At 67.4% G+C, this 18,369-nt stretch carries 19 protein-coding genes and 1 tRNA gene; 7 read left to right on the top strand and 13 right to left on the bottom strand.

Annotation, left to right across the window (positions count from 1 at the left end):
• Positions 1–81: 81 nt before the first annotated feature.
• Genes mutL through ACR652_RS21015 form a run of 5 tightly spaced genes read right to left on the bottom strand, consistent with a single transcriptional unit; the run spans position 82 to position 6,344 of the window.
• Complete coding sequence (mutL, locus tag ACR652_RS21035) at positions 82–1,878, bottom strand: DNA mismatch repair endonuclease MutL (RefSeq protein WP_434508428.1); 1,797 nt, start codon at positions 1,876–1,878, stop codon at positions 82–84.
• 47 nt (positions 1,879–1,925) lie between these two features.
• On the bottom strand, positions 1,926–2,390 hold the full coding sequence (locus tag ACR652_RS21030; RefSeq protein WP_434508427.1) for an NfeD family protein: 465 nt from the start codon (positions 2,388–2,390) through the stop codon (positions 1,926–1,928).
• Positions 2,390–3,379: an SPFH domain-containing protein gene (locus ACR652_RS21025; RefSeq protein WP_434508426.1), complete on the bottom strand. Its 990-nt coding sequence runs from the start codon at positions 3,377–3,379 to the stop codon at positions 2,390–2,392. Before ACR652_RS21025 ends, ACR652_RS21030 begins: the two co-directional genes overlap by 1 nt.
• Positions 3,380–3,432: 53 nt before the next feature.
• Positions 3,433–4,491, bottom strand: a complete 1,059-nt coding sequence (locus ACR652_RS21020; RefSeq protein WP_434508425.1) for an AMP-binding protein — start codon at positions 4,489–4,491, stop codon at positions 3,433–3,435.
• The gene (locus ACR652_RS21015; protein WP_434508424.1) at positions 4,488–6,344 is read right to left on the bottom strand and encodes an extracellular solute-binding protein; all 1,857 of its coding nucleotides are present in this window, start codon (positions 6,342–6,344) and stop codon (positions 4,488–4,490) included. Before ACR652_RS21015 ends, ACR652_RS21020 begins: the two co-directional genes overlap by 4 nt.
• Positions 6,345–6,675: 331 nt before the next feature.
• Between ACR652_RS21015 and ACR652_RS21010 the strand changes: the two genes are divergently transcribed.
• Complete coding sequence (locus tag ACR652_RS21010) at positions 6,676–7,371, top strand: invasion associated locus B family protein (RefSeq protein ID WP_434508423.1); 696 nt, start codon at positions 6,676–6,678, stop codon at positions 7,369–7,371.
• Between the two features lie 134 nt (positions 7,372–7,505).
• Here ACR652_RS21010 and hspQ read toward each other — a convergent pair whose 3' ends face one another.
• From hspQ to gap, 3 genes are all read right to left on the bottom strand, one after another.
• The gene (hspQ, locus tag ACR652_RS21005; RefSeq protein ID WP_434508422.1) at positions 7,506–7,838 is read right to left on the bottom strand and encodes a heat shock protein HspQ; all 333 of its coding nucleotides are present in this window, start codon (positions 7,836–7,838) and stop codon (positions 7,506–7,508) included.
• A gap of 123 nt (positions 7,839–7,961) precedes the next feature.
• Complete coding sequence (locus tag ACR652_RS21000) at positions 7,962–9,155, bottom strand: phosphoglycerate kinase (protein ID WP_434508421.1); 1,194 nt, start codon at positions 9,153–9,155, stop codon at positions 7,962–7,964.
• A gap of 75 nt (positions 9,156–9,230) precedes the next feature.
• Positions 9,231–10,238, bottom strand: a complete 1,008-nt coding sequence (gap, locus tag ACR652_RS20995) for a type I glyceraldehyde-3-phosphate dehydrogenase (protein WP_434508420.1) — start codon at positions 10,236–10,238, stop codon at positions 9,231–9,233.
• A gap of 308 nt (positions 10,239–10,546) precedes the next feature.
• On the opposite strand from gap, the gene ACR652_RS20990 reads away from it, so the two are divergent.
• Together ACR652_RS20990 and ACR652_RS20985 are read left to right on the top strand one after the other, a co-directional pair.
• A complete protein-coding gene (locus tag ACR652_RS20990) occupies positions 10,547–10,861 on the top strand; it encodes a DUF4164 family protein (RefSeq protein ID WP_434508419.1) in 315 nt (104 codons plus the stop codon).
• A 3-nt stretch (positions 10,862–10,864) separates the two neighbouring features.
• On the top strand, positions 10,865–11,248 hold the full coding sequence (locus tag ACR652_RS20985; RefSeq protein ID WP_434508418.1) for a cell division protein ZapA: 384 nt from the start codon (positions 10,865–10,867) through the stop codon (positions 11,246–11,248).
• 13 nt (positions 11,249–11,261) lie between these two features.
• Here ACR652_RS20985 and ACR652_RS20980 read toward each other — a convergent pair whose 3' ends face one another.
• Positions 11,262–12,467, bottom strand: a complete 1,206-nt coding sequence (locus tag ACR652_RS20980; RefSeq protein ID WP_434508417.1) for a lytic murein transglycosylase — start codon at positions 12,465–12,467, stop codon at positions 11,262–11,264.
• A 127-nt stretch (positions 12,468–12,594) separates the two neighbouring features.
• On the opposite strand from ACR652_RS20980, the gene irrA reads away from it, so the two are divergent.
• On the top strand, positions 12,595–13,068 hold the full coding sequence (gene irrA / locus ACR652_RS20975) for an iron response transcriptional regulator IrrA (RefSeq protein ID WP_434508416.1): 474 nt from the start codon (positions 12,595–12,597) through the stop codon (positions 13,066–13,068).
• Positions 13,065–13,409, top strand: coding sequence for a hypothetical protein (locus tag ACR652_RS20970; RefSeq protein ID WP_434508415.1), 345 nt, complete (start codon positions 13,065–13,067; stop codon positions 13,407–13,409). Before irrA ends, ACR652_RS20970 begins: the two co-directional genes overlap by 4 nt.
• A 48-nt stretch (positions 13,410–13,457) precedes the next feature.
• Here ACR652_RS20970 and galU read toward each other — a convergent pair whose 3' ends face one another.
• The gene (gene galU / locus ACR652_RS20965; protein WP_434508414.1) at positions 13,458–14,342 is read right to left on the bottom strand and encodes a UTP--glucose-1-phosphate uridylyltransferase GalU; all 885 of its coding nucleotides are present in this window, start codon (positions 14,340–14,342) and stop codon (positions 13,458–13,460) included.
• Positions 14,343–14,475: 133 nt separating this feature from the next.
• On the opposite strand from galU, the gene galE reads away from it, so the two are divergent.
• Complete coding sequence (gene galE, locus ACR652_RS20960) at positions 14,476–15,462, top strand: UDP-glucose 4-epimerase GalE (protein ID WP_434508413.1); 987 nt, start codon at positions 14,476–14,478, stop codon at positions 15,460–15,462.
• 18 nt (positions 15,463–15,480) lie between these two features.
• On the opposite strand, the gene ACR652_RS20955 is transcribed toward galE, so the two are convergent.
• Both ACR652_RS20955 and pap read right to left on the bottom strand, forming a co-directional pair.
• Positions 15,481–15,777 (bottom strand): hypothetical protein, encoded by a 297-nt coding sequence (locus ACR652_RS20955; RefSeq protein WP_434508412.1) that lies wholly within the window; start codon positions 15,775–15,777, stop codon positions 15,481–15,483.
• Positions 15,778–15,865: 88 nt separating this feature from the next.
• Positions 15,866–17,356, bottom strand: coding sequence for a polyphosphate:AMP phosphotransferase (gene pap / locus ACR652_RS20950; RefSeq protein WP_434508411.1), 1,491 nt, complete (start codon positions 17,354–17,356; stop codon positions 15,866–15,868).
• A gap of 61 nt (positions 17,357–17,417) precedes the next feature.
• On the opposite strand from pap, the gene ACR652_RS20945 reads away from it, so the two are divergent.
• Positions 17,418–17,494, top strand: a tRNA-Arg gene (locus ACR652_RS20945).
• A 516-nt stretch (positions 17,495–18,010) separates the two neighbouring features.
• On the opposite strand, the gene ACR652_RS20940 is transcribed toward ACR652_RS20945, so the two are convergent.
• Positions 18,011–18,205: a NepR family anti-sigma factor gene (locus ACR652_RS20940; protein WP_434508410.1), complete on the bottom strand. Its 195-nt coding sequence runs from the start codon at positions 18,203–18,205 to the stop codon at positions 18,011–18,013.
• Positions 18,206–18,369 lie beyond the last annotated feature (164 nt).

Here is an 18,369-nt window from a genome sequence, read left to right as displayed (position 1 = left end):
ATGCGGCTCCTTGGCGACAGCGCCGTCCGTGAGACGGCGGAACTGCAACCATAGATAAGCTCGCCCGCGCGGCGCTCAAGTTCATTTGCGGCCGAAGAGCTTCTCAATGTCCGCGAGCTTCAGCTCGACATAGGTCGGCCGGCCGTGATTGCATTGCGCCGCGCCGGGCGTGGTCTCCATTTCGCGCAGCAGCGCGTTCATCTCCGGCGCCGTGAGCCGCCGTCCGGCGCGCACCGAATGATGGCAGGCGCAAGTCGCCAGAACATGATCGAGGCGGCGGGAGAGACCGCGCGCGTCGCTGTCTTCCGCCAGCAGATCGGCGATGTCCTCCACGAGTCTCTTGTGATTCACCTCGCCCAGAACCGCCGGCGCCTCGCGCACCAGCACGGCGCCGGGGCCGAAGGGTTCGAGCGCGAGGCCGAGCGCGGCGAGTTCGTCGAAGGCGGGCGCCAACGCGTCCATCCGCGCCGCGTCGAGATCGACGACCACCGGAATGAGCAGCATCTGGCGCTCGACGCCCGCCGCCTCGCGCTGCTTCTTGAGCTTCTCATAGACCAGCCGCTCATGCGCGGCGTGCTGGTCGACGATGACCAGCCCGTCGCGGGTCTGGGCGATGATGTAGGTTTCGTGCAGTTGCGCGCGCGCGGCGCCGAGCGGCGCGTCGTCGACGGGAACGTCCAGCGCCGTCTCATGCGCGCGGGCGTCGGCGACCGGCGCGCCGGTGGGGAAGGCGAACTGGCGCGTCTCCGCGAAACCCGCCGGCGCGAAGGGGGAGCGCGTCACGTCCCAATTGGCGGGCGGCGGCGCGCGATACAGCGACGACCCGCGCGGGCCATTGTGGCGCGCCAGCATGTCGATGGCGGCGCGGGCGTTGCTGTCGGCGCTGCGATGGGATTTTTCGGCCAGCGCCTGTTTCAGCGCGCCGACGACGAGGCCGCGCACGAGGCCCGGATCGGCGAAGCGCACTTCCGCCTTGGCGGGATGCACATTGACGTCGACGATGCGGGGATCGCAGTCGACGAAGAGCGCGACGACCGGATGGCGGTCATGGGCGAGGAAATCGAGATAGGCGGCGCGAATGGCGCCCGTGAACAGCTTGTCGCGAACAGGGCGTCCGTTGACATACACATATTGCAGTTGCGCATTGCCGCGATTGTAGGTCGGCAGGCTGGCGAGGCCCGAAAGCCGCACGCCCTCGCGCTCGGCCTTCACCTCGAAGGCGTTGGCGCGAAACTCCTCGCCGATCGCCTGCCCGATGCGCCGCGCCGAATCGGCCCCACAGGCGGGATAATCGAAGAGCTGGCCATTGTCGGCGGAAAGCGAGAACCGCGCCTCCGGATGGGCCATGGCGAGGCGCTTCACCACATCGACGACGGCGGCCGTCTCGGCGCGCTCGCTCTTGAGGAATTTCAGCCGCGCCGGGGTCGCGGCGAAGAGCGCGCGCGCTTCGATGCGCGTTCCGCGCGGCCAGTTCGAGGCCGAGAGGCCGCGTTTGTCGCCGGCTTCGACGCGGATCGAAAAGCCGTGCGGCGCGTTGCTGGCGCGCGTGTCGATGGTGAGGTCGGCGACGGCGGCGATCGAGGGCAGCGCCTCGCCGCGAAAGCCGAGGGTGGCGATCCGGGTGAGATCGCCGTCCGGGATTTTGGAGGTGGCGTGACGCTCGATGGCGAGCGCCAGATCGCTCTCGTCCATGCCGCAGCCGTCGTCGATGACGCGAATGAGCCCGCGGCCGCCGTCCTCGATCGCGACGTCGATGCGCGAGGCCCCGGCGTCGAGGGCGTTTTCGACCAGCTCCTTCACGGCCGAGGCCGGCCGCTCCACCACCTCGCCGGCGGCGATGCGGTCAACGAGGATGGGATCGAGGCGGCGAACGGGCATGAACTGTTCTTATCGGATTCGCGGGCAACGCCAAAAGGGCCGCCGCTCTAATCCACCCGCTCCAGCACCAGCACCAGATTCTCCACCCGCGCGACCCGCGCGCGGGCGCCCGGCGCGAGGCTGTCGACGGAGGCGTCCGGCGCCAGCCGCGCCTCCCAGTCCAGCCCCGACCAATGCACGCGGCCACGCGCCTTCGTGACCTCATGGGTGGTCACCAATTCGCGGCCGATGAGGTCGCTGCTGGTGTCTTCCTGCACGCCGGCGCTCTGGAAGCGCTGGAGCGGGCTGCGGCCGACGAGGGCGACGGCGACGCTCGCGGCGGCGGCGATCGCGGCGGTTTCGAGAAGGCCCGGACGGGCGCCGGTCAGATACAGCGCCGCGCTCGTCACAAGCGCCCCGACCGCGACGAACATCACCGGCGACAGGCCGAAGGCGACGATGTCGAAGCCCAGCAGGGCGAGGCCGGCGATCAGGCTCAGATTGGCGGGGTCGGTGAAAAAGGCGGGGTCCATCAGCGTTCCTGTTCCGGCTCGCCCCAGGGCGCGGGCTTGCGGGCGGCGGGCGCGCCGCCTTTGGCGTTGACGGTGTTGAGCACCGCCATGGCCTTGGCGATCCAGCCGGCGGGATCGGCGCCGTCGCCCATCAGCACCAGCGACGTGCCGGTCTTGGCCAGCCGCCCATATTGTTCGATCGCCGATTTCGCGACTTCGAGCTGCACCGCCTGATCGCCGCCGATCTGGGTGATCTGCTGGCGCACGAGTTCGATGGCTTTCGCCTGGCCTTCGGCGCGCAGGATCGCCGCCTGTTTCTCGCCCTCGGCGCGGTTGATCTCGGACTGCTTGACGCCTTCCGACTCCAGCACGGCGGCGCGCTTGTCGCGCTCGGCCTTCATCTGCCGCTCCATCGACTGGCGCAGCGACTCGGGCATCTTGATGTCCTTGATCTCATAGCGCGTCACGAAGGCGCCCCAGAGCTGCGCCGCGTCGGAGACGGCGCGCACCACCCGCTCGTTGATCTCGTTCCTGTTCTCGAAGGTGCGGTCGAGCTCCATCGAGCCGATCGCCGAGCGCATGGAGGTCTGCGCCAGATTGACGATGGCGCGCTGAATGTCCTCGGCGCCATAGGCGGCGTCCTTGGCGTTGATGATCTTGTAATAGAGAATGCCGTCGATGGTGACGGTGGCGTTGTCCTTGGTGATCGCGTCCTGCGCCGGCACGTCGATGACCTGCTCGCGCAGATCGAACGCATAGGCGACGCGCTCCACGATCGGATAGACGAAATTGACGCCCGCCGTCAGCGTGCGGTTGTAGCGCCCGAGCCGCTCGACGACGAGCACGCTCTGCTGACGCACGAAGCGCACCATGCCGGCGAGCGCGAGCAGCGCGACATAGGCGAACCAGAACAGCGGATTATGCAGCGCCGTGAGGCCCAGGCCGGCGTTTTGGTCGAGGATGAGCAATCCGAGCGCCAGCGCGCCGAGCACGAAAAGCGGAAAGCCCATGGGGTCCTCCTGGGGGCGATGAAACGGGCGCCGCCAATCCGGCGGCGCGCGGACTATTCCGCCGCGACGCGCGCGCCGATGTGCGCGGCCGCATGTGACGCAGCTTCGACAATCACGCTCCCGCCGTCGTCGCGCAGGGAGAGCACGGGACAGGCGGCCTCGGGGATCGCCGCCACGACGTCGCCGATGGCCACCACGCCGACAAGCGCGCCATTGGTCAGCAATCCGGCGTGGGCGAGATCGGACAGCACGGCGGCCGGCGCGACGAGCCGCGCGGCGCCGAGCGCGTCCAGCGTCGCGAGAAAGCGCGCCGAAGAGAACGGCGCCAGCGAATGGAGCGGAGCGCCGCCGAGCAGCGCCGCGAGCGGTCCGCCGACCAGCGCCGCCGGCCCGCTCGGCGCGCAGAGCGAGAGAATCGGCGTGTCGCGCGTGAGGCGCATGCGGCGCACGAGATCGAGCGCCGCGCCGATCAACTCCCCCTGTCTGGCGGGGCGAACCTCGCCGGACGGCCCGAGCGCGCCGATGCGGGGGAAGTCGTCGACCGACCATTCGTCGGTGAGGCGCAGCCGCGCGTCCCGGCGCGACGACAGGGCGGCGCCCGAAAAATCCACGGCGCCGTCGAGCTGGCCGCCGAGCGTTCCCATCAGCCGGATCGAGGGCGCCTGCGCCGCGAGGTCGAGCAGCGCCGCCTCGAAGTCGAGGCCGCAGAAGCGCGCCGGCGCGAAGACGGCCGAAACCGACAGATCCTTCGCGGCCCGCGCGATCGCCCCGCGCGCCAGCGGCAGGGGCATGGGCGCGAGCACGGGCTCGAGCCCTTCGGCCAGCGCCGCCGTCAGCAGCGCGAAGCCCTGCGCGCCCGGCGGGGCGCAGACCAGGATCGTTTCGCCACGCGACAGGCCCAGCTCCCGGAGCTGGGCGACGCAGGCGCCGACGCGGCTGTAGAGGTCGGCATAGGTCAGCTCGTCGACAGCCTCCGCTTGCGCGTCGCGGAAGATCAGCGCGCCGGGGCGGTGCCGCGCGGCGCCGGCGACGAGCGCGTCGAAGCCGAACAGCGTCAGCGGATGGAAGTCTGCGGGGGCTTCCTGGCCGATGAGGGCGGCGCGCGCGGTCATGGGTTTTTCCTCCACCAGCTTTCGAGCGTCGGCCCGAACATCGGCGCGCCATAGCGCGGCAGTCGCTGCGGGCGCTCGACGTCGGCGGAATGCGCGATCCATTGCTCGGAGGCGTGAAACAGGGGCACGACGTAAAATCCCGAGAGCAGCACGCGGTCATAGGCGCGCACGGCGGTGATGAAATCGTCCTCGCCGCGCGCGGCGAGCAGCGCGGCGATGAGGCCGTCGATGGCGGGCGAGGCGGCGCCGGCGAGATTGAAGGACGCTTCTTGCGTGGCGCTGGCCGAACCCCAGCGCATGCGCTGCTCGTTGCCGGGCGAGGCCGAGGCCACATACTGGCCGATCATCATGTCGAAATCGAATTTCTGGCGCCGCCGCTGATATTGCACCTCGTCGACGAGACGCACCCGCGCCTCGACGCCGATGCGCGCGAGCGACGAGGCATAGCTCAGCGCGAGTCGCTCCTGATCGCGGTCCTTCACCATGATCTCGAAAGAGGCGGTCTCGCCGTCCTTGGTCAGCTTGCCGCCGTCCAGGCGCCAGCCGGCCGTGGCCAGAAGGTCGAGCGCGCGCTTCGCCATCTCGCGGTCGCGGCCCGTGCCGTCGTTCTCCGGCGGGCGCCATTTTCCCTCGAGAATGTCCGCGCGAACCGCAGCGGGATAGGCGGCGAGCAGCGCCCGCTCCTTCTCGCTCGCGGGACGGCCGGAGGAGGAGAGAACCGATTCGTCGAAGAAACTTTTCGTGCGCGTGTAAAGTCCCGAATAATAATTGGCGTTGACCCACTCGAAATCGAACATCATGCCGAGCGCCTCGCGCAGGCGGATGTCGGCGAAGAGCGGCCGGCGCGTGTTGAAGACGAAACCGCTCAGCCCCTTCGGATTCTCGTTCTTCAACGCCTCCTTCACGACGCGTCCGTCGCGCAGCGCCGGAAAATCATAGCCCGACGACCAGCGCGTCGTGCTCGTCTCGTCGCGATAATCGACGAGGCCCGCCTTGAAGGCTTCGAACAGGGAATTGCCGTCGCGGAAATACTGGATGTCGATCTCGTCGAAGTTGTAAAAGCCGCGCTGGCTCGGAACGTCCGCGCCCCAGTATTTGGGGTCGCGCCGCAGCAGCACGCGCGCGCCGGGCTCCACGACGTCCACGACGTAAGGCCCCGAGCCGAGCGGCTTCGCGAGCGTCGCGTCGGCGAAGGTCTGGGAGTTCGCGGCGTGTTTCGGCAGCACCGGCATGATGGCGAGAATGAGCGGCAGTTCACGGTCGCCGCCGGCGCCGGAGAGATCATAGGTCACGGTCTGGGCGTCGGGCGCGGAAATGGATTTGATCAGCCCATAGGCGATGCGCTGCTGCGGGCGGCCCTTCGCCTTCAGCAGGTCGAAGGAGAACAGGACGTCGGCGGAGGTGATCGGCGCGCCGTCGGAAAAATGCGCGCGCGGATCGAGATGGAAGGTCACATGCGTCCGCGCCGGATCGACCTCGACCGATTGCGCGATCAGCGGATAGAGGGTGAAGGGCTCGTCCTGCGAGCGCGCCATCAGCGTCTGGAAGACATTGCCGACGAGGCCCTGCGCGGCGGTGCCGGATTTCACGTTGAAGGGGTTCAGACTGTCGAATGTGCCGGGGAGGCCCACGCGTAGCCGCCCGCCTTTTCTTGCGGCCGGGTCGGCGTAGGGGAAATGATCGAAATCGGCCGGAAGCGCGGGCGCGCCATGCACGGCGAGGCCGTGGGCCGGTTCGGCGGCGGCGGCGGGAACGCGCGCGGCCGCGATCGCCGGGAGGAGCAGCGCGGCGAGGAGCGCGCGGGGGATGAGACCTTTTGCCCCGGCGCCGGCGCGAATCGCGAGACGGATCATGACCCCAACCATAGCCGATCAGATGGCGGCTTGAAGTCGTCTGCGGGCTTCATTCCGCCGCATTTTGCAAATTTTACAGAAGGCCGCCGGTCCGGAGACGCACGCGCCCCCAGACCCGGCTGGAAATTGACGCGGCGACACGGTAAAGAGCTTTGCCGTCGACTCGGCGCGGCTCGCCCGCTGCGGTCGATCCGGGTCGGAGGCAAGGGTTTCACGGCGCAGTTTTCAGCGTTACCCGCGTGCGGCGGCCCCCGTGACCACGCGACAAGAATAACTCTTTGCATGAGCCGGAGAGGCGCCGGCGAAGCAGACAAGCGAAAGGGACTTCCGAATGTCGATCCTCTTCCCGCGGTCCGCCGCGGTCGCGCTGGCGGGAGCTCTCCTGCTCGCCGGCGCCACGGCGCAGGCCCAGCAGGCCCCGGCCGCCGGCGGCGCGCCCGCCCAGCAGCAGCAGCCGGCCGGCCCGATCACCGCCAATCTGCAGCCGGTGCAGCCCGACTGGACCAAGGTCTGCGGCTCGGACCCGGCGACCAAGAAGGAAATCTGCTACACCACGCGCGACTTCGGCGCCGCCGCCAAGGAAGGCGACGCCCCGCAGCCGCTGCTCGCCCTCGCGGTTTACGATCCCAAGGCCGACGACACCAAGATCATCCGCCTGCTGCTGCCGCCGGGACTCATGCTGAAGCCGGGCTTCCGCTTTTCGATCGACAAGGGCGCGGTCGAGACCGGGGCTTTTGAAATCTGCTTCCCGAACGGCTGCTTCGCCGAGGCCAAGGTCAAGAAGGCCGTCATCGACGGCATGAAGAAGGCCGAGAAGATGATGGTCGTGGTCAAGAACCAGGCCAACGCCGAGGTGACCTTCTATCTGCCGCTGACGAATTTCGGCAAGGCCTTCGACGGTCCGGCGATCGACCCGAAGGTGCTCGAGGAGCAGCAGAAGAAGCTTCAGGACGAGCTGCAGAAGAAGGCCGAGGAAGAGCGCAAGAAGCTCGAGGCCAAGGGCGCCGCCCCCGCCGACAAGAAGTAAGGCGGCCCGAAGATCAAAGGAAAACGCCCGCGTGCGCAACGCGGGCGTTTTTCGTTGCGGCTTTGAGACAAGGACGGCCAGCCGTCCCGCGAGGGCTTCGGGCGTGCGATGGCGGGAGGCGCTGGCCGCGTCGGTCAGTGGCGCTTGGGCGCGCGGATCCTGTAGCAGCCGTCCTCATCGCGTTCGAAGGTCTCCTCGACCTGCGGATGGCGGACGGGATCGCCGGAGGTGTCGGGCATGAGGTTCTGCTCCGACACATAGGCCACATATTCGGTTTCGGCGTTTTCGGCGAACAGGTGGTAGAAGGGCTGGTCCTTGCGCGGGCGCAGCTCCTCCGGAATCGAGAGCCACCATTCCTCGGTGTTGGCGAACACCGGATCGACGTCGTAAATGACGCCCCGGAAGGGGTAGCGCCGGTGCTTGACCACCTGGCCGATCCCGAATTTCGCGCGACTCTCTCTCGGCATTCTTGCGACGCCTTTTAACGCTCTGTTTACCGACGGTTCTGGTAGCGCGCCGTCCCCGGTCGCGTCAACGGCGCCTTTCGGCGCAGCGCACAAATGGCCGCGCCGGGGACGCCGGGGGCCACCTCAGCCCTGGAGCGCCGCGACGCCGGGCAGCGCCTTGCCTTCGAGCCACTCCAGAAACGCGCCGCCAGCGGTCGAGACATAGGAGAATTCCTGTCCCGCATGGGCCTGATTGAGCGCGGCCACGGTGTCGCCGCCGCCGGCGACGGAGAGCAGCTTGCCTTCGACGGTGAGCCGCGCTGCGGTCTGGGCGACGGCGTTGGTGCCTTCGTCGAAGGGCGGCAGTTCGAAGGCGCCGAAGGGGCCGTTCCAGACCAGCGTCTTGCATTTGGCCAGAAGCGACTCGACATGGGCGACCGTCTTCGGCCCCACGTCCAGAATCATGTCCTCGGCGCCGACATGGTCGACTGAAACGATGTGCGAGGGCGCATGCGCCTCGAATTTCTGCGCGACCGTCGCGTCGATCGGCAGGACGACCGTGCAATTGGCCGCCTTCGCCTTTTCGAGAATGTCGCGGGCCGTGCCGGCGAGATCATGCTCGCAGAGCGACTTGCCGACCGCCTTGCCCTGCGCGGCGAGGAAGGTGTTGGCCATGCCCCCGCCGATGACGAGGTAATCCACCTTCGCGACCAGATTGCCGAGCAGCTCCAGCTTGGTGGAGACCTTGGCGCCGCCCACGATCGCCATCACCGGGCGCGCCGGACTGGTCAGCCCGGATTCGAGCGCTTCGAGCTCCGCCTGCATGGTGCGGCCGGCGATGGCCGGGAGTTTCGCGGCGAGGCCGGTTGTGGTGGCGTGGGCGCGATGCGCGGCCGAAAAGGCGTCATTGACGAAAAGGTCGCCGTTCCTGGCGACCTCGTCGATGAAGCTCGGGTCGTTCTTTTCCTCGCCCTTGTGGAAACGGGTGTTTTCGAGGAGCGCCACGTCGCCGTCCCGCATCGCGTCGATCACGGCGGCGGCGGCGTCGCCGACGCAGTCATCGGCGAAGGCGACCTTGCGCTTGAGATGATGTTCGAGCGCCGGCAGCACGTGGCGCAGCGACTCTTCGTCCACGCGCTGGCCCTTGGGCCGGCCGAAGTGGGAGAGCAAAATCACCTTCGCCCCCTTGGAGGCGAGTTCATTGATCGTCGGCAGGATGCGCTCGATGCGGGTGGCGTCGGTGACGCGGCCTTCCTCCATCGGCACATTGAGGTCGACGCGCAGCAACACGCGTTTGCCTTTGACGTCCACGTCGTCGAGGGTGCGAAAGGAGGTCATGCGCGTCTCCAATTCTTTCCAAAAAAACAGGACGCGGACCCGTCGGGTCCGCGCCGCGTCATCAGAGGCGAAGCGTCAGATCAGCGAGCCGATCAGCGCCGCCGTGTCGGTCATGCGGCCCGAGAAGCCCCATTCATTGTCGTACCAGGAGAGGATCGACACGAGATTGCCGTCCATGACTTTCGTCTGGTCGAGATGGAAGGTCGACGAGGCCGGGCAGTGGTTGAAGTCGATGGAGACGAGCTTCTCCGACGTATAGGCCAGCACGCCCTTCATCGGGCCGTCGGCGGCGGCCTTGATGGCGGCGTGGATCTCTTCCTTGGTGGTCGGGCGCCTGGCGATGAACTTCAGATCCACGGCCGAGACGTTGGGCGTCGGCACGCGGATGGCGTAGCCGTCGAGCTTGCCGTTGAGCTCCGGCAGCACGAGGCCGACGGCCTTGGCGGAGCCGGTCGAGGTCGGGATCATCGAGAGCGCCGCGGCGCGGGCGCGGTAGAGGTCCTTGTGGAACGTGTCCAGCGTCGGCTGGTCGCCCGTATAGGAGTGGATCGTCGTCATGATCCCCTTCTCGATGCCGATGGCGTCGTTGAGGACCTTCGCGACCGGCGCGAGGCAGTTGGTCGTGCAGGAGGCGTTGGAGACGACCAGATGGTCCTTCGTCAGCTTGTCGTGGTTGACGCCATAGACGACCGTCAGATCGGCGCCCTCGCCGGGAGCCGAGACGAGCACGCGCTTCGCGCCGGCGTCGAGCAGCAGCTTCGCCTTGTCGCGCGCGGTGAAGAGGCCGGTGCACTCCATCGCCACGTCGACGCCCAGCGCCTTGTAGGGCAGCTCGGCCGGGTTCTTGATGGCGGTGACCTTGATCGGGCCGCGGCCCACGTCGATCGTGTCTCCGTCGACCTTCACCTGGTGCGGGAAGCGGCCATGGACCGAATCATAGCGCAGCAAATGGGCGTTGGTCTCGACCGGGCCGAGGTCATTGATGGCGACGACCTCGAGGTCGGTGCGGCCGGATTCGATGATGAAGCGGAGGACGTTGCGGCCGATACGCCCGAAGCCGTTGATGGCCACTCTGACGGTCATATGGAAAATCTCCTTGTCGCCGCCCCTTTTCAGAGAATCGGGCGGCTTTCGCCCTGCTGCGTCTGCGCGCCGCGCGCCGGGCCTGGCTGGATGTCGAGGCGAGCGTGTGATAGCACCTCGCGCCCCCCTGTCAACGCGTCGGCGCCCCGCGCGCGGGGCCGCGCCAACGGGGGCCGGGCGAGAGTTTCGCGGCGGCGTCCGGGGAGCGGCTTCGGAGAGGCGCAATTCATGCTACCAAGATCCGCGGCGAATCGGCGTCACGCCCGCCGCAGCTCCTCCCGCCGCGAGACATAGGGCGCAGTCCGGCGATGACCCGATCCGATGCTGAAAACCCTGCCGGGAAGCTCGACGCGGCGCTCGCGCGCCTGACCGCCGCGCTCGAGCGCCTCGAAAGCGCGGTCGCCGTCCGGCTCGAGGACGATCTGTCCAGCGGCGAACTGGAAGAGGAGGTCGCCATCATGCAGGACGACCGGGCGCGACTCGCGCTCGAACTCGACGACGCGCAGGCCCGCGTCAGCGCGCTGGAGAAGACGCGCGAGGAAGTGCTGCGGCGCCTCGACGCCGCGGAGGCCGGCGTCATGGCGGCGCTCGAATCCGCCGCCGATTGCGCAGAGGGGGAGTAGCCGATGGCCGCCGTGATCGTGACCATCGCCGGGCGCACCTATCGCCTCTCCTGCGACGATGGCCAGGAGCCCCGTCTCGAACAGCTCGCTCGCTATGTGGAGGGCAAGATCCTGTCGATGCGCGACAGTTTCAAGGACATCGGCGAGCAGCGGATCGTGGTGATGGCGGCGCTTTCGATCGCCGACGAAGCCGAGGACGCCCGCGGAAAGGCAGAGAGCATGACCGCCGAACTCGCGACCCTGCGCGCCGAGCTCGAGCAGGCGAGGCGGGCGGCGGCCGAGATGGAGGCGAAGGCCATCCGCGTCGTCGAGGATGCGGCGCAGCGGCTGGAGCTGCTCGGCGCGGACATGCAGAAGCCCGCGCAGAAGGACGATTTTCCCTTTTAGACGGTTTCCCCGCTCACCGTCCATTCAGCCGGCGCAGCACCTCTTTCGTCGCGAAGCCATCCGCCGGCTGCATCCCTGCCGCGAGCTGAAAGGCGTGGATGGCGTTGCGGCTGGTCCGGCCGAGCTTTCCGTCCAGCGGTCCCTGATAATAGCCTTTGCCGGTCAGCGCCTGCTGCATGGCCTTCACCTCCGCCGTCGACAGCGGCGCGACATGCGGCCAGGGCGCGAGGGGGATGTCGCGCCCGGCGATGCGCTCGGCCAGCACGGCCACCGACATGGCGTAGGCGTCCGAGGTGTTGTACTGCCGGATGACCTCGAAATTGTCGGAGATGAGAAAGGCCGGGCCGCCGGCGCCGGCCGGCAGATAGAGGCTCGCCGCCCCCGCCCCGGGCAGCGCCCCGCCATCCGCGCGGGCGACGCCGAGCGACCTCCAGCGGGGGAAGTCGAGGTCGAAAGCGGCGTAGTCGAAGCCGTCCGGCAGCGTCACCTCCACGAGCGCCGGCAGGCCCGCGACCCAGCCGGATTTGGCCAGGAAATTGGCGATGCTCGCGACGGCGTCGGCGTGGGAGCGCCAGATGTCCGGCACCCCGTCTCCCTCGTCGCTTTCCGCGAATTTGAGATAGGCGGAGGGCATGAACTGCGGCTGGCCCATCGCGCCCGCCCAGGAGCCGCGCAACTGGCCGCGCGTCGCATAGCCCTTTTCGAGCATGATGAGCGCGTCGACGAACTCCTGCTTGAAGGTCTCCGCGCGATGGCCCTTCCAGGCCAGGGTGGCGAGCACCCTGAGCGCGTCGGCGCCGCCCGTGGCGGAGCCGAAGTTGCTCTCGACGCCCAGAATGGCCACGATGATTTCGCCTGGCGCGCCATGGCGGGCGGTCGCCCGGCGCAAGGGGCCGGCAAGCTCCGCCGCGACGGAGCGGCCGCGCGCGACGCGGCTATTTGTCACTGTCCCGGCAAGATAGGCCGGAATGGAGATGGTGAACTCCGCCTGCGTTTTCGGTTTGGCGACGACGCCGGGCTCCGGGGCGAGGCCCGCCACCGCGGAGTCGAATGTGGCGCGCGAAACCCCCGCCGCCTCCGCCGCGGGCCAGAGTCCTTCGATGAATTCGGCGAATTCCGCCGCCCGCGCCGGCGCGACGATGGCGAAGAGGGCGGCGGCGAGCCCGGCGAGGGCCATGCGCCGGTCCGGGGCGAGCGTAGGGGAATCCTTTTGCGTCATGGTCTTACCGGCGCCTGCTTGTTTGGAAATCTTACATCCTGCGGCATTTGACAGGGCCGCCCCGCTGCCGTCTACTGGTAAGGATAAAGTTTCAAAAGGGGCGAGAGAGCTCGCTGTCGGTCCTTCCATGACGCATCAGCCAGTTGCCAGGAGCTTCGACAATTCGCGCCGTCTGCGCGAGCAGCCGACCGGCGTTCCCGTGGACCCCAAGACGCGGCTGCGCAACGCCGGCCTGCGGCCCACGGTTCAGCGCCTCGCGCTCAGCAAGCTGCTGTTCGGCAAGGGCGACCGCCATGTCAGCGCCGAGGCGCTGCATGCCGAGGCCCGCGAGGCGGGGCTGACGATGTCGCTCTCCACCGTCTACAACACGCTCAACCAGTTCGCCGAGGCGGGCCTTTTGCGCGAGATCGCGGTCCAGGGGCCGCGCACCTATTTCCACACCCGCACCTCTCCGCATCATCACTTCATGGACGAAGCCACCGGCCGCATGTTCGACGTCGCCGACGGCTCGGTCGAATTCGCCCGGCTTCCGGCCCCGCCCGAGGGGATGGAAATCGTGGGCTGCGACGTGATCATCCGCATCCGCCCCAAGAGGGGGTGAGCGAAGGCGCGCCAACCGCCTCCAGCGCGGGCGATCGGGCCCGCAAGATCTGGCTCGCCTACGCCATTCTCGCCATCGCCGGGGCGCTCGCGCTGCTGGCGATCTATGTCAATGCTTATGACGACTATGACGTCGGCGACCGGCTCCGCGGCCTTGGGCGCGTCGTTCGTCGCGCCATGGCGATCCTGACCTTTCCGCTTGGAGCGCCGGCTGGCTGGCTGGCGGACGGCCCGCTGCACGACGCCTTCGGCTGCGGCGAGGAGACCGCGCCCTGCGCCATTTTCGTCTTATGGCAGGCGCAGTTCGGAGCGCTTGTCGCGCAGGTCGTTCTGATGCGTTAGCTCATCGCCCGGCGCTTTCCGCGCGCGGGGCGATGAGCCGCTCCCGGCTCAGCCGAGAAGCTTGGCCAGCTCGGCGCGCAGCCCGTCGGCCACATCCGGCCGGGCGAGGCCGAAGGCGACATTGGCGGCGAGGAAGCCGAGCTTCGAGCCCGTGTCATAGGTGCGTCCGTCGAAGCGCACGGCGTGGAAGGGGCGCTCCTTCGCCAGATGGATCATGGCGTCGGTGAGCTGGATTTCGCCGCCCGCGCCCTTCTCGCCCTTTTCGAGCAGCGCGAAGATTTCCGGCTCCAGAATATAGCGGCCGGAGATGATGAAATTGCTCGGGGCCGTGCCCTGCGGCGGCTTCTCGACCATGCCGGTGATCTCGAAGGTCGAGCCGTAATCCTTGCCCCTGGCGACAATGCCGTATTGATGCGTCTCCTCGGGCTTCACCTCTTCGACGGCGATGATGTTGCCGCCGTGCCGTTCATAGGCCTCCACCGCCTGCGCCAGGCAGCGCGCGGTCTTGCCGGCGGCGGGCAGGGTGATCATGTCCGGCAGCAGCACGGCGAAAGGTTCGTCGCCGATGATCTCACGCGCGCACCAGACGGCGTGACCGAGGCCGAGCGGCGCCTGCTGGCGGGTGAAGCTGGTCGCGCCCGCCGGCGGCAGGTCCGACATCAGGGCTTCATATTCCTTGGTCTTGTTGCGGCGCTTGAGCGTATCCTCCAGCTCGTAGGCCATGTCGAAATGATCTTCGATGACCCCCTTGCCGCGTCCGGTGACGAAGACGAAATGCTCGATGCCGGCCTCGCGGGCTTCGTCGACTACGTGCTGGACGACCGGGCGGTCCACGACCGTCAGCATCTCCTTTGGCACCGCCTTGGTCGCCGGTAGGAATCGCGTGCCGAGTCCGGCGACGGGGAAGACAGCCTTGCGAATGCGCTTGGTCATGAGTGTCCGTTTCGAGTGAGTTCGAGTCTTTTTGGAAAACGCCTAATCCCGCGTGAGGTCTCTCACGCTCAACTAGACGTAAATTTGACGGTTGCGGCGTTAATTTGACGTGAGCAGAGAGGGAAAGTCGAAAATGGCGGTATTGGTCACCGGCGGCGCCGGCTACATCGGCAGCCATACGGTTCTGGAGCTTCTCGACGCGGGCGAGACGCCTGTCGTTCTAGACGATCTGTCGACCGGCTTTCGCTGGGCCGTGCCCGAGGGCGTGCCGCTGTTCGTCGGCGACGACGGCGACGAGGCGCTGATCGCCGACGTCATCGCCCGCCACGACATTGACGCCATCATCCATTTCGCCGCGAAGATCGTGGTTCCCGAGTCGGTCTCCGATCCGCTCGGCTATTATCTCAACAACACCTCGAAGGCGCGCAATCTGATCGCCACGGCGACGGCGAGCCGGGTCAGACATTTCATCTTCTCGTCGACGGCGGCGGTCTACGGCGACCCCGATCAGTTGCCGGTGACCGAAGACGCGACGCTCAAACCCGTTTCGCCCTACGGCCGGTCCAAGCTGATGGTGGAATGGATGCTGGAGGACGCGGCCCGCGCCTATGATTTCGCCTATGTGGCGTTGCGCTATTTCAATGTGGCGGGCGCCGATCCCAAAGGCCGCTCGGGCCAGTCGACGCCCCAGGCCACCCATCTCATCAAGGTCGCGGCGCAGGCGGCGCTGGGCAAGCGTGATCGCTTGCAGGTCTTCGGCACGGATTATCCCACGCCTGACGGCACCTGCGTCAGGGATTATATTCAGGTGACGGATCTCGCCCGCGCGCATCTCGACGCGCTGCGCTATCTGCGCGGCGGCGGCGAGAGCCTCGTGGCCAATTGCGGATATGCGCATGGCTTCTCCGTGCTCGAGGTGATCGAGGCGGTGAAGCGCGTGTCAGGCGTGGATTTCAAGGTCGATTATGCGCCGCGCCGTCCGGGCGATCCGGCGGCGATCGTCGCCGCGAACGATCGCGCGCGCGCCATTCTGGGGTGGAAACCCGAGCACGATGATCTGGACGAGATTGTCCGGCAGGCGCTCCAATGGGAGAAAAGACTTTCGGAGCGTGGAGGCTGAACGGGAAATCCGCAGCGCTTATGCGTGGCCGGCCTGGCTGGCGGCGCAGGCCGGAGCCTCGACGTTGCAGCATGTCTGCGTCACCGCCTGCTTGGCCTGATGGTCGATCAGGGAGACGCAGGGGCGTTCGCGAATGAGCTCGCGCAATGACTCGGCGGCCTGCCGCGCGGCCTGGCGCACCTCCTCCGGCAGGCGTCGGCTTTGCGCGAGATGCGTCGCTTCGAGAAGCTTGAGACGGAGAACCGCTGGACCCGCGGCGGCCAGAAATTCGCAATCGGCGCAGAGCAGAAGCCTCAGTGAATCTTTCGCCGGCATGTTTTCCTCGCAATGCTCTCTCCTCCTCTAACGGGAGGGGCGTCAGGTGACGCATTGCACAGCCTATGCGTAACCTCTTGTGCGAAGCTTATGCGTGGCTATTGGTCAGTCGCTCGACGATGGCGTCGAGGACTTTCAGCCGGGCGAATTTCTTGTCATTGGCCTCGACGATGGTCCAGGGCGCGTGGCGCGAGCTGGTGCGGTCGATCATCTCCGTCATCGCGGTCTCGTAGATCTCCCACTTCTCGCGGTTGCGCCAGTCGTCGGGGGTGAGCTTGTAGCGCTTGAAGGGCTTCGCCTCTCGGTCCTCGAAGCGTTTGAGCTGTTCGTCCGGCGAAATCGCGAGCCAGAATTTCAAGACGACATAGCCGTTGTCTTGCAGTTCGCGCTCGAAATCGTTGATTTCCTGATAGGCGCGCATCCAATCTTCCGGCGCCGCAAAGCCCTCGACGCGCTCGACGAGCACGCGGCCGTACCAGCTCCGGTCGAAGATGGCGACGTCGCCGCGCCGGGGAATATTGCGCCAGAAGCGCCACAGATAGGGGCGCGCGCGCTCCTCGTCGGTGGGCGCCGCGACGCCATGGACGCGGAAGCGGCGCGGATCGAGCGCCTCGCGCACCCGGCGGATGGCGCCCCCTTTCCCGGCCGCGTCATTGCCTTCGAAGGCCAGCACGAGGCCCCTGTCGCGGAAAGCTTTCGAGGTGGTCGCTTCGGTGAGCCGCCGCTGCAGATTGGCGAGTTGCGTGGAGTAGGTCTCCCGGTCGGCCGTCCGGGAGAGATCGAGCGCGGAGGCGAGGCTCGGCCGCGGCAGGCTGCTCCTTGGCTCGGCGACGGCGAGCGTGCGGCGGGAGGGGGGCGCCTCGGCGGCGGCGCGCGCAAGCGTTTGCAACAGGAGATCGCCAACGGCGGCGTCACGATAATGCGGGTCGGCGGCGGGGACGACCGCCCAGGGCGCGTCGCCCGTCGATGTGCGCTCGACCATTTCCATCGCCGCGTCGGCGAGTCGCGCGCGCTCCTTGGCGCTGTCGAATTCGTCCCACTCGATCACCGCGGGGCGGCGCAGGGCGCCATTGGCCTCGCGCAGCTTCTTCAGCCGGCGGCGCGCCTCGCGCTCGTCCATGTGCAGCCAGATCTTGAGCAGATGCACGCCCTCGTTGCGCAGCATCTCCTCTGCGCGGATCATGTTCTCGAGCACGTCGTCATAGGCGGCGCGGCTGAGCCGCCCGAGCGCGCGGTTGCGCAGCGCGCGATGATGCCAGGAGCCGAGCACGAGGCCGATGCGCCCCTTGGCGGGCATGTCGCGCCAGTAGCGCCAGGCGCCCGGCCGCGCGCGCTCCTCGTCGGTGGGGCGGCCATAGGAGAGAGTCTCGACGAAATGGTCGTCGAGCCAGTCATAGAGGCGATTGACGACCTCGCCCTTGCCGGCACCGTCGGAGCCGTTGATGAGCACCAGCACGGCGGCGCGCCTGCGTTCCGCGACCTCGAATTGCGCGTCGAGCAGGCGCTCGCGCAACGGCGCCTCCACCGCGAGGAATTCGGCCTTGGTCATCACATGCGGCAGGGAGGCGGATTCGAACATGGCGGCGGTCCTGCAATCGAAACTTCCCAAACGAGGCCGCTGTGGTAGATGTTGAGTCGCGGGTCCCGTAGCTCAGCAGGATAGAGCAGCGGTTTCCTAAACCGAAGGTCACAGGTTCGAATCCTGTCGGGACCGCCAGTTAAATCAACAGCTTAGATAAAAGCCACAAGTCCGGTTTTCAGCCGAAGTAAGAGCAAAGGTAAGAGAAAAGCGGCAGCTTTACTGCTGAGTGGCTTGCCCTGTGCCTCGCTCGGACTCTTACCTTCTCTCTGCAAACCGGCACCTATCCTGATCTTATTCTACGGGCATTTTCCGGCCAGGCGAGTCCCTCAACAAGCATCGATCGACTCCCGCCCCTTGTCGCGGATCGCGGGCGCAGCGTCGCGGGGCGGGGATGTGGCGCTTTTGCCACTTCCCGGCAAAGTTTCTGTTCATCCGCACCGCCACGCTTTACCAATCAGGCAGGCAAGGGCTTTTGTGCTCGCGCTGTGCTTTCCTTTTGCGCAGCGTTGCAAGACAGCAAAAACTTAACAGCCCCAATCGGGGCTGTTTTTTTTATGGAATTGAGCGTAGCGTATACGCTGCAACGCTGGGCATAGACTTCCGCTAGTGTCAGCAACTCGTGGACCAGCTCGGCGTTGCAACCGAGATTCCTCACGATGGCCCGCCCCTGCCATCGCCGCCGCCGCGCCCCTCCTGCACCGCTAGCTGTTCAAGCAGCACGGCGAGGTGATCCGGCAACGGTTCGTGGACAACTGGCCCGTAAAGCGTCCGCATCACGCTTCCGGCCTCGCGTTCGATCAGGGCCGCGTCTTCCGGGGAGAGGGTGTCTGTGTCTGTGATTAGCATGGGCGCGCCAGAGAAGGGGTGGTTCGGGGGGAGGAACGCATTCGGGGCCGCGGTTGATCCATCCAGCAGAGGATTTTTTGCGGCGCGGCAAAAAGCGAGAAAGGGCGATGAAAAGATCCCGCCGCCCCCCCCCCCCCCCACCCCCCCCCCCCCCCCCCCCCCAC

Origin of the sequence: Methylocystis sp. (genome assembly GCF_051061225.1) — a bacterium.
In the GTDB taxonomy this organism is placed as follows: domain Bacteria; phylum Pseudomonadota; class Alphaproteobacteria; order Rhizobiales; family Beijerinckiaceae; genus Methylocystis.
The sequence above is the reverse complement of the archived record's forward strand: the minus strand, read 5'-3'. Positions and strand labels throughout refer to the sequence as shown.